Origin of the sequence: Pseudoalteromonas sp. SG45-2 (assembly GCF_014164115.1) — a bacterium.
Classification (GTDB): Bacteria; Pseudomonadota; Gammaproteobacteria; order Enterobacterales; family Alteromonadaceae; genus Pseudoalteromonas; species Pseudoalteromonas distincta.
On sequence record NZ_JACJEO010000008.1, the window covers coordinates 1 to 9,888 of the forward strand.

The window sequence follows — 9,888 nt, forward strand, 5'->3', positions numbered from 1 at the left end:
TGGGCACTACGACTTTCTACCGCTGTGGGCACTACGACATCCTACTGCGTAGCGCACCGACCTCACATTGTAGAGAGCCCGACTAGAAATAGTCGGGCTTTTTTACATCTGCAGAAAAGTGAAATATGGGGAGTAACGGACATTACATACTCGATTCTTCTCTAATTCATCTAAATGTACAAGTTGAGCGGAATAGCTCATTATTCCAGTACTAAAGTTAATAACCAAATTTAAAGGCTATTTAAAATAGTCCATAAGCTTGGGTTTCTTCACTTTCAGATTCTTCTAGTTGAGCTGGTTTAAATATTACGCTTGGATCAATTAATACACTATGCTTTTGGGGGAGCTTGATTAATCCTAGCATCATATTTTTAGTTTGTGGGTCTAGATCAAAACCAACCTCAGTGAGCTTATCCAGTGGCTTTATGTCTTCTTCTTTATAGTCGATATTATCTTCAACCTTATCTACTAATAAACCAACATGTGGATTTAGTCCGTCTTTGGTGGTGAAAACAATAATAGGTTTATAGTCTAAGGTTATTTGCTCTTTAGCGGATTCAAATAAACGCTCAAGCTGAATTAGACTATTACGCTTAATTTTGTCGAGCAGAGCTGATACTTGTTTATGATCACTTCGATTATGGGCTGCTATAGCTGCTTTTGCTGTCTCTAGTAATGATTGGAAGGGCTCGTCAAGCCGAGACATTGTTAATTTTAAGTCTTCATTGTCGGTGTTGAATTCTTTGTAAAACAAAACAAAATCTTGTAGTTCTGCGTCATTATTTGAAATAGAAGCCGAGCTATTTAATAAGTTACTTTGAAGGGTATTAAACCAGTTTAATAGTTTGTCTTGCCATATTCTTAGTTGTTTTAGTACATGCGCATTACTTTGTTCAGTTGAGATATTATTTAAAATAATACCTAAATCAAAAACAGGTGTTGGTATATCCATATAATCTTTAACACCAATAAAGCTTTTATTATTGTTTGGTAAAGTTGTTAGATTATTGTCAAAGCGCTCAGTTAATAAAATATCGAGTATTTTTAGCGAAATTGTTTTGCAGCCCACTTTAAAGTTTATTAATTCCATGCCTTTATCTTAATTTACCTATTAATGCTTTAAGGATAGAACAAATTAAATAAATAGCTTAAAGATGGATAAAATTTAACAGAGATAGGGCAACTAGAAATTATTAGATGGTGCTAGTGAGGTTTTTTATGGCACGTTTAAATTGATTCTCAAGCTGCTTTTTTCCTAATAAACCTAAGTGTTGAATCACTTTTTCATTACTTTCATTTTGAAGTACTAATTTTATTAAAAGTTGTTTATCCGACTCTGTTAATTGAGATATATAAGAAGGTGACTGACTCAGTAACTGCCAAAGAGTTGCAGAGATACTAAATTGAGTGAAGTTACTTTTAGTGAGCAGTGCTAATCGCTCGTGAGTCTCTAGGCTTATTAACTCGTCGCTAAATCCTTCAATTATAATATTCACGAGTTGCCAATCTAGTGTTTTAAAGTGTGTTAAAAGAGCATAAAAGAAATCGTTTTTAAACTGCTTTTTTAGGGGTTGGAGAATTGTACTTTTGTCACTCAAGCATTTAACCACAAGCGCCGAATGTTCAGCGGTGCTTTTATCGCGTTGATAACCTAATTTTACAGTATCAAACCCTAGGTTTTGCCAAAAATTAAGTAACTGCGCTGTTGCGCCAAAGCTTGCACCAAGCCAACTACATTGGCTTTTTACCTGCGACTCGCAATAACTAAGTAACTTTTTACCAAGTCCTATATTGTGGGAACTCGGATCAATCGCTATTCGTACAACGCGGGCGCTCAGTTGTGTTAAACAGTCATTATTAAAGCTAAGTTGTGAGAGTGCTTGCGCCATTAAATGTCCTTGCGGACGGCGCTCTCCACTTATAACTTGTAGGGCAAGTTCTTCACTCAAACCACCTTCTATGGCGATTAAGCATACGCCAACTAATTGATTATTAATTTTGCTAATAAATAGTCTTTGCGATGGTGCGTCTAGTAGTTGGCGTAAGTCGTTGACACTACTTTGATAGTGAGCCAGTGCAAGTAGGGCAATAACTTGCTGCAGTAAAGATTCATTGTTTACAAGGGATTGCTGAGTTACTTCGCTATGAATTGGCTGCTCTAATTCATCACTCCTTAACTCTATATATTCTGCATCGAGTGCAAGCAAGGTGCGAATGTGCTTCTCGAGGGGATCGTGTTTAGCAAAACGCAGTGGCTCATCAAGCGTTACAACTTTAGAGGCTTTATAGTGTGCTTTAATATAGTTACTAAAGCGAATGGTATAACCCCTACCATTGCCCTCATACCCAACCAGAGTGCTTGCAAATACTATACGAGGGTAATGAGCTAGCATTAGTAGTAATAACGGAACAGGGATTGCTGCAGCTTCATCAACGAGTAGTAAATCGCACTCAGGTAGTGTGTTTAATAACGCGTCAGGTGCAACGTAGTGCAAGTTGGCGAGCTGTTTATGTTCAGCGTTGTATTGAAGGCTTAACTCTTGGGCTAAATGTTTAAAGCTGCTATGGGTCGCTTTAAACTGAGTGCTGCAAATAATTACTTTTTTATCAGTTAGTTTTGCCGCGGCTAAGCCAAGTGCTGCCGACTTACCTCTGCCTCTATCAGCATTAATGAGTAAAGGCCTGTTTGCACGGCCATTAGCTACTTTTACTATCTGCTCAATACAGTTTTGCTGTGGCTCATAATCAATTTTATTATGCATTACATAGCTAGCGTTATTACTAATACAGCCATTTTTTTCACTAAAGTGAAAAGCAGGTAACGGTTCAATAATAGTCGCGAAACGTTGATTAAATATGCTGTAGTCAATGCTCTGACCGTGTGATTGCACTGTACTTAATGCGGGATCTTGCCAAGAGGCTAAATCATCTAGTTCAGGCAGTAATAAAAACAGTATACCGCCTGCTTTAATGGTTCCGGCAAGTGCTGCAAGTTTATCAGGGTGCAAACCACTAAAACCATCGTAAACAGCATGAGCAAATTCTTGCCCTAAAATTTGGTGTGTGCGAGTAGGCCAGTACGAATTTTTAATTGCGCACTGCTTTGATACAACAAGTGTATTGTTTTCATTTATTAATGAGTTAAGTATTTCATAACACCAAGCTGGGCTGCCCGTGATCAACACTAGCTTACGATGATACGCGCCAGCTAATTGTTGCTCTAACTCATTTAGGTGTGCTTTATACCGCTTGTAATCGTGCATAGGCCGTTACTAACCATTTGCTACCAAGGTCGTCAAAGTTAACTTGTACGCGAGATTGTGCGCCACTACCTTCATAATTCAGTACAGTACCAATACCAAACTTAGCATGCAGTACGCGTTGTCCTAAGTTAAAGCCACTGTCTTCAAATGCGGCATGGCTAACTGATGCGCTAAAACGCCCAGCGGCAGGCGGGCGAGAAACCTGTGTTTTAATACGGATTTCTTCTACGCAGTCTTCAGGGATTTCGCGTAAAAAGCGAGATGGGCTATGGTATTTTTCTTGCCCGTATAAACGGCGACTCTCAGCATGGCTAATGTATAACTTATCCATTGCTCGTGTCATGCCTACATAACAAAGGCGGCGCTCTTCTTCTAAGCGACCCGACTCTTCGTTGCTTTGCTGAGAAGGGAACATGCCTTCTTCTACGCCTACCATAAACACTAGCGGAAACTCTAAGCCTTTAGCTGAGTGAAGCGTCATCATTTGTACGGCGTCTTCGTGTTCTTCTGCTTGTCCTTCACCTGACTCAAGTGACGTATGGGCTAAAAAGCCTTGTAAAGGTGAGCTGTACTCTTCGTCTTCAGGCAGCTCATACTGATCACAAGCGCTAATTAGCTCTTCTAAGTTTTCTACGCGAGCACGGCCTTTTTCACCTTTTTCGGCTTGGTACATTGCCATCAAGCCTGAGGTTTGAATTGTGTACTTGGCTTGCTCATGCAAAGTTAGGTCGCTAATTTTATCTTCTATTTGTTCAACGAGTTCTACAAACTTACTTACTGCACCAGAAGCACGACCAGATAAATGCTGTTGTTCTACAATTGCTTTTGCGGCATACCAAAGCGGTAACGATTCTGCTCGTGCACAATCGCGTATATGGCTCAATGTTTTATCGCCAATACCGCGTGCTGGCGTATTAATTACACGCTCAAACGCGGCATCGTCTTGACGATTACCTACTAGGCGTAAGTACGACAACGCATCTTTAATTTCTTGTCGTTCGAAGAATCGCATACCCCCATAAATACGGTATTTTAAGCCTTCTTGCAGCATGGCCTCCTCGAGTACACGAGATTGCGCGTTACTACGGTATAAAATTGCGGCATCTTGTAGGGCATTACCTGCATTTAACCAGCTTCGTAGTTTGCTACTTACAAAGCGTGCTTCGTCTAACTCATTAAATGCCGCATAAATAGAAATTGGCTCGCCATCGTTACCGTCGGTCCATAAGCTTTTACCCATACGCTCTGAGTTATTTTGAATTAATGCATTAGACGCTTTCAAAATAGTTGCTGTTGAACGGTAGTTTTGTTCAAGACGAATGGTTTCTGCGCTAAAGTCAGTTAAAAATCGTTTAATATTTTCGATTTTAGCACCGCGCCAACCGTAAATACTTTGGTCATCGTCGCCTACAATCATGATACTGCTTGTATCGCCTGCAAGTAACTTTAACCAAGCATATTGAATGGTATTTGTATCTTGGAACTCGTCTACGAGCATATGTGCAAAGCGTTGCTGATAATGACGCAGTAACGTTGGGTTATTTTTTAACACTTCGTAGCTGCGTAGTAATATTTCGGCAAAATCTACTAGGCCTGCTCTATCACAGGCCTCTTGGTAGGCGGCGTAAACACGCAGCATCATTTGCTCGTTAATATCGTATGCTTGAATATCTTTAGGGCGAAGTGCTTCATCTTTTTTAGCGCTGATGTACCAGCCAAATTGTTTGGCGGGCCATTTTTTATCATCGATATTCATCGATTTTAATAAGCGCTTGATCATCCGAAGTTGATCGTCAGAGTCTAAAATTTGAAAGGCTTCTGGTAAGTTAGCTTCACGGTGATGAGCACGTAAAATACGATGCGACAAACCATGGAACGTACCAATCCACATACCACCTACAGGGGCTTTTAGTGTTTCTTCAACGCGGCTGCGCATTTCTTTAGCCGCTTTATTAGTAAAGGTTACGGCAAAAATACTGTAAGCAGATGCTTGCTCAACTTGCATAAGCCACGCAATACGATGAACTAACACTCGTGTTTTACCAGACCCAGCACCTGCTAATACCAGCATGTTTTGTAGTGGGGCTGCAACGGCATCGCGTTGTTTGTCATTTAAGCCATCGAGTAATTGTGAAACGTCCATCGTTACGCCTTTTTAATCAATATTGTGGGCAGTATAACAGGTGTTTTTGTTAGGCTAAATAAAATACTGTTTTTATAAACAGCTATTTATAAAATAGCCTTAAAAACGAGTAACTTGATAATTTTTTGAACAAACAAAAAAGCGTAAACGCACAATAAAAATTGCTAATTTGACCTAAAGTTAGCAAAATTTACTAACTCTCTAAATCTAGACTAATTTAACTATTTGATTTGTAAGCTTTAATAAATTGGCATAGAGTGTGTAAGTAAATAATTATAAAATCAAATAAATACAGAGGTTAGTATGGCAGATCAAGGTTCTGGCGGTAACGTAATCGCAGCATTATGTAATATATTTTTTCCTGGTTTAGGGCAGTTAGTGCAAGGGCGTATTTTAGCGGCTATATTTTTTGCACTCGCTATTATAATAAGTTACGCACTAATTTATGTGCTTGTAGGTTTTGTACTAGTGCCTATTATTTACTTATGGTCGATTATTGACGCAGCGCGTTATAGATCGCGAAGTTAACTGCTTTAAAGTTGAATAAAATAGCGCCCTTGTGGCGCTATTTTACTTTATATGTCCTGTGGTTTGCGGGCGTTTACGTATATAATTACGCAATTAAAGATTTACAGGCAAATCCTATGGAATATCAATTTATTCGCGACCCTATTAGTGGGCTACGTATTAAAATAAGTAGTGAACACGCTACTATTGGTCGCTGGCTAAACGAAGAAATAGGCAAAGACAAAGTAGCTATGGTTCAAGCGCTTATTGCATCGGTGAGTTCAAGCTATGAGCCGCTAACGCTAAAAGGCCAAGAAATAGATTTAATATTAACCAAAGACGAAGCACTATTTGAAGCCCATGCGCTTCATCAAGACTGTGAAGACCTAATAGCGTATCAAGATGACGATTTAGCGCTTGAAGAAAATGGTTTAAGTAGTGGTTGTGGCTTTGAAGATTTCATTGATTTAATTGATTCATGGGCTGAATTTAGCGGCTCAAAGTAAACTACATATTAAGATAGTGCTGATGCGTTAAGCTTCCTTTATCGGTACTATTACACTAATCAAAAACGACAGGAATGAATATGTCTGCCAATTTAAACAAGCTAGTAGTTATGCTAGAAATGCAAAACGCCATGAACACTAAAGTACATGAGCAATGGTTTACTCAAGGATTCGAATGGTACCGCGCTATTTGGGTTGAGTGCGCTGAAATGCTGGATCATCATGGTTGGAAATGGTGGAAAAAACAAACACCAGATACTGAACAAGTTATTTTAGAGTTGGTTGATATTTTTCATTTTGGTCTATCGCTTAGAATTGACGGCAAAACTAGCTACGAAGACTTAGCAAAGCAACTTGAAGCTGAGCTTAGTAATGCTCAACAAGCGGATGACTTTAAACAAACGCTAGAAATATTAGCGGCTTCCGCCGTTGCAGATAAAACGTTTAATGCCGCTGCCTTTGCCGGCTGTATGGCGCAAATGGGTATGGATATTGATGATTTATATCGCGGCTACGTAGGTAAAAACACTTTAAACTTTTTCCGTCAAGATCATGGCTACAAAGACGGTAGCTACATTAAAGAGTGGAACGGGCAAGAAGATAACGAGCATTTAGTTGAAGTAGTTAAAAGCCTTGATACAGAACATGCAGATTTTGCAAAGTTAGTGTACCAAGGCCTTGAAGCGCGTTACCCAAAAATCTAGCCCACGTAAACTGAGTTAAATAATCTTACGATAGTCGGTAACACTCAGGTAATCGGCTATTTCGTTATGTGGTTGTTGGCTATCAGGGTTAGCAACTGCAAGTAAGTGCTCGATGCCGTATTCTCGTGCGGCATTTAATACCGGCACACTGTCATCTACAAACAAAGTGCGCTGCTTATTAAACCCTAAGTCTTTTTGTACTTGGTGCCACAAACTTTGCTGCTCTTTACTTACTCCATATTCATGAGTAGACACTACACCATCTAGGTAGTTATCAATCGCTGTATGCTCAAATTTCAGCATGACACTCTCAGGGTGGGCGTTGGTAAGTAAAATTAACTCTTTGCCTGCTTTTTTAAGCTCGGTTAAAAAATGAGGTACGTCTTCGCGCATTTTAATTAAATGCTGAGACTCTCGTTTAAGCTCCATTATAGGCAAGTTTAATTGCTGCTCCCAATAATCTAAACAATACCACTGTATTTGACCGCTCACAGCTTGATAGCGTTTTAAAATATCTGCTTTAGCTGCATCTAGGCTAATGCCTCTAGCTAATGCGTGTTGCGCAGGGATAACGTTAAGCCAAAAATGACTGTCGTAATGTAAATCGAGTAATGTTCCATCCATGTCGAGCAAAACGGTATCGATTTTTGACCAATTTAACATAGGAATTTCAACTTATAAGGTTTATTATTGAACTAACTGCCATGATAGCAAATTAACGCCAATGACACAGAAAAAGCACCCAACACCACCACAAATCCTCAGTAACAATGTTGTTGCTAAAAGTCGCCTGTTTACTGTGGAGTCTTTAGAGTTAAAGTTTTCTAATAACGAAGAGCGCCAGTATGAGCGAATTCGCGGCGGTGGCCGGGGAGCAGTGATGATTGTTCCGTTAAGTGCAGATAATGAGTTACTACTTGTACGTGAATACTGTGCGGGTACAAACAATTACCAGTTAGGTTTTCCTAAAGGCTTAATTGATCCGGGCGAAACCCCAGAGCAAGCTGCTAACAGAGAACTTAAAGAAGAAATTGGCTTTGGCGCTGAGTATTTTAAACCATTAAGAACAGTAACAATGGCGCCGAGTTACTTTAATGCCACAATGCATATTTTATTTGCTAAGCAATTATACCCTCAAACCCTTATTGGTGACGAACCAGAGCCGCTAGTTGTTGTTAAGTGGCCATTAACTCAGTGGCAGTCATTATTAGACCAAGAAGATTTTACCGAAGCACGCAGTGTTGCAGCTTTGCTATTATTAGATAAGTATTTAGCGTCTGGAGCTGCCGATGAATAAATTAATCGAACCGTGCATTGAATTAGCTGAGCGTGCTGGCGATGCAATTATGGCCATTTATAAAAAAGGCGATATTGGCCAACAAGAGAAATCAGATAATACGCCTGTTACCAAAGCTGATCTAGCAGCAAATGACGTACTTGTTGCTGGATTAAAAGCACTTGCACCCGATATCCCAATTATGTCGGAAGAAACACCTATACCAGCACTCGCCGACAGACAAGATTGGCAGCGTTATTGGTTGCTCGATCCGATGGATGGTACAGGCGAATTTATTTTAGAAAGTGGCGACTTTGCAGTAAACATTGCATTGATTGAAAATAATCACCCTGTGCTTGGCGTTATTCATTGGCCTGCAAAAGGTGTGACTTATTTTGCTACTGCTAAAAATGGTGCCTTTAAACGTGAAAACTCAATTGATAAGCAAATATCTGTAGCGCCGCCAGAGAGCTTGACGCTTGCAGTGAGCCGCCGCCAAAAAATAGAAGCGGTGAGTCAGTATTTAAATAGTCAGTTTACAACGATTGCTATTGGTTCGTGTTCTTTAAAAGCCTGTACTGTTGCAGAGGGCAAAGCAGATTGTTTTTTAAGAATTGGTCCAACGGGAGAGTGGGATACAGGTGCTTCACAAGTTATTGTTGAAGAAGCCGGTGGTTGTATTACGGATGCAGAATTTAATCCGCTAACGTACAACCAACGAGAGAGTACTGAGAACCCTGACTTTATAGTGATGGGACATCCCGACTGGGAATGGCAAAAAATGATTAATCCACATCAAAGATTGATCGCAGAGTAGTAATTTGATTGCTTTTTGTTCGGTTGAACAACTTTAATTAGTTTAGGTCTTGCATTAAATGTTTATTCCTATATAGTAGCGCTCTCTTCAAGGCAGGCAAGTAAATATTACGAAAATGCTTTAAAGAAATTACAGGCGCGGGATGGAGCAGTCTGGTAGCTCGTCGGGCTCATAACCCGAAGGTCGTCGGTTCAAATCCGGCTCCCGCAACCAATTTCCTTAGGGATTGAGGTTACTGTAAACTCTAACTTAAGAGATAAAATAAAGTAGTCGATAGACTTAAAATATACAGGCGCGGGATGGAGCAGTCTGGTAGCTCGTCGGGCTCATAACCCGAAGGTCGTCGGTTCAAATCCGGCTCCCGCAACCAATTCTTTAATTGGAAGCCAAGTTGTAATGTAAGCAACTTTAAATAAGTCTACAAATTTCAGGCGCGGGATGGAGCAGTCTGGTAGCTCGTCGGGCTCATAACCCGAAGGTCGTCGGTTCAAATCCGGCTCCCGCAACCACTGAAATAAATAAGAATGAAACGGCACGCTTAAAGCGCGTTTTTTTATGTCTAAAATTTAGTGTGTATATTTTGGCTCATAACCCGAAGGTCGTCGGTTCACCTTTTATAAGTTCAGGCTCCCGCAACCACTGAGATAAATAAGAATGAAACGGCACGCTTAA

9 protein-coding genes and 3 tRNA genes are annotated in these 9,888 nt (G+C 40.1%); 8 read left to right on the forward strand and 4 right to left on the reverse strand.

Features of this window, described 5'->3' with window-relative positions:
- Positions 1-241: 241 nt before the first annotated feature.
- From H5116_RS07190 to uvrD, 3 genes are all read right to left on the reverse strand, one after another.
- Complete coding sequence (locus tag H5116_RS07190) at positions 242-1,090, reverse strand: chemotaxis protein (protein WP_182712000.1); 849 nt, start codon at positions 1,088-1,090, stop codon at positions 242-244.
- A 103-nt stretch (positions 1,091-1,193) separates the two neighbouring features.
- Positions 1,194-3,263, reverse strand: a complete 2,070-nt coding sequence (locus H5116_RS07195; RefSeq protein ID WP_182715839.1) for a GNAT family N-acetyltransferase — start codon at positions 3,261-3,263, stop codon at positions 1,194-1,196.
- On the reverse strand, positions 3,241-5,406 hold the full coding sequence (gene uvrD, locus H5116_RS07200; RefSeq protein WP_002963007.1) for a DNA helicase II: 2,166 nt from the start codon (positions 5,404-5,406) through the stop codon (positions 3,241-3,243). The genes H5116_RS07195 and uvrD overlap by 23 nt, the downstream gene beginning before the upstream one ends.
- Positions 5,407-5,709: 303 nt before the next feature.
- Between uvrD and H5116_RS07205 the strand changes: the two genes are divergently transcribed.
- The 3 genes from H5116_RS07205 (at position 5,710) to H5116_RS07215 (ending at position 7,123) form a co-directional block, all read left to right on the forward strand.
- The gene (locus H5116_RS07205; protein WP_002963009.1) at positions 5,710-5,934 is read left to right on the forward strand and encodes a hypothetical protein; all 225 of its coding nucleotides are present in this window, start codon (positions 5,710-5,712) and stop codon (positions 5,932-5,934) included.
- A 116-nt stretch (positions 5,935-6,050) separates the two neighbouring features.
- On the forward strand, positions 6,051-6,419 hold the full coding sequence (locus tag H5116_RS07210; protein ID WP_182715840.1) for a YacL family protein: 369 nt from the start codon (positions 6,051-6,053) through the stop codon (positions 6,417-6,419).
- A gap of 80 nt (positions 6,420-6,499) precedes the next feature.
- Positions 6,500-7,123, forward strand: coding sequence for a dUTP diphosphatase (locus H5116_RS07215; RefSeq protein WP_002963012.1), 624 nt, complete (start codon positions 6,500-6,502; stop codon positions 7,121-7,123).
- 15 nt (positions 7,124-7,138) lie between these two features.
- Here H5116_RS07215 and yrfG read toward each other — a convergent pair whose 3' ends face one another.
- Positions 7,139-7,786: a GMP/IMP nucleotidase gene (gene yrfG, locus H5116_RS07220; protein WP_165724387.1), complete on the reverse strand. Its 648-nt coding sequence runs from the start codon at positions 7,784-7,786 to the stop codon at positions 7,139-7,141.
- 61 nt (positions 7,787-7,847) lie between these two features.
- Here yrfG and nudE point away from each other — a divergent pair, with 61 nt between their 5' ends.
- From nudE to H5116_RS07245, 5 genes are all read left to right on the forward strand, one after another.
- Complete coding sequence (gene nudE, locus H5116_RS07225; RefSeq protein WP_154903622.1) at positions 7,848-8,420, forward strand: ADP compounds hydrolase NudE; 573 nt, start codon at positions 7,848-7,850, stop codon at positions 8,418-8,420.
- Positions 8,413-9,216, forward strand: a complete 804-nt coding sequence (cysQ, locus tag H5116_RS07230) for a 3'(2'),5'-bisphosphate nucleotidase CysQ (RefSeq protein ID WP_182695533.1) — start codon at positions 8,413-8,415, stop codon at positions 9,214-9,216. Before nudE ends, cysQ begins: the two co-directional genes overlap by 8 nt.
- Before the next feature lie 136 nt (positions 9,217-9,352).
- Positions 9,353-9,429, forward strand: a tRNA-Met gene (locus H5116_RS07235).
- Positions 9,430-9,509: 80 nt separating this feature from the next.
- Positions 9,510-9,586 (forward strand) — tRNA-Met (locus tag H5116_RS07240).
- 62 nt (positions 9,587-9,648) lie between these two features.
- Positions 9,649-9,725: transfer RNA gene (locus H5116_RS07245), tRNA-Met, on the forward strand.
- The last annotated feature ends 163 nt before the right edge of the window (positions 9,726-9,888 follow it).

Coding starts and splice junctions, on each gene's coding strand:
- H5116_RS07190 (WP_182712000.1), bottom strand. CDS start 1,090: ATGGAATTAATAAACTTTAAAGTGGGCTGCAAAACAATTTCGCTAAAA.
- cysQ (WP_182695533.1), top strand. CDS start 8,413: ATGAATAAATTAATCGAACCGTGCATTGAATTAGCTGAGCGTGCTGGC.
- H5116_RS07195 (WP_182715839.1), bottom strand. CDS start 3,263: ATGCACGATTACAAGCGGTATAAAGCACACCTAAATGAGTTAGAGCAA.
- H5116_RS07210 (WP_182715840.1), top strand. CDS start 6,051: ATGGAATATCAATTTATTCGCGACCCTATTAGTGGGCTACGTATTAAA.
- H5116_RS07205 (WP_002963009.1), top strand. CDS start 5,710: ATGGCAGATCAAGGTTCTGGCGGTAACGTAATCGCAGCATTATGTAAT.
- uvrD (WP_002963007.1), bottom strand. CDS start 5,406: ATGGACGTTTCACAATTACTCGATGGCTTAAATGACAAACAACGCGAT.
- nudE (WP_154903622.1), top strand. CDS start 7,848: ATGACACAGAAAAAGCACCCAACACCACCACAAATCCTCAGTAACAAT.
- H5116_RS07215 (WP_002963012.1), top strand. CDS start 6,500: ATGTCTGCCAATTTAAACAAGCTAGTAGTTATGCTAGAAATGCAAAAC.
- yrfG (WP_165724387.1), bottom strand. CDS start 7,786: ATGTTAAATTGGTCAAAAATCGATACCGTTTTGCTCGACATGGATGGA.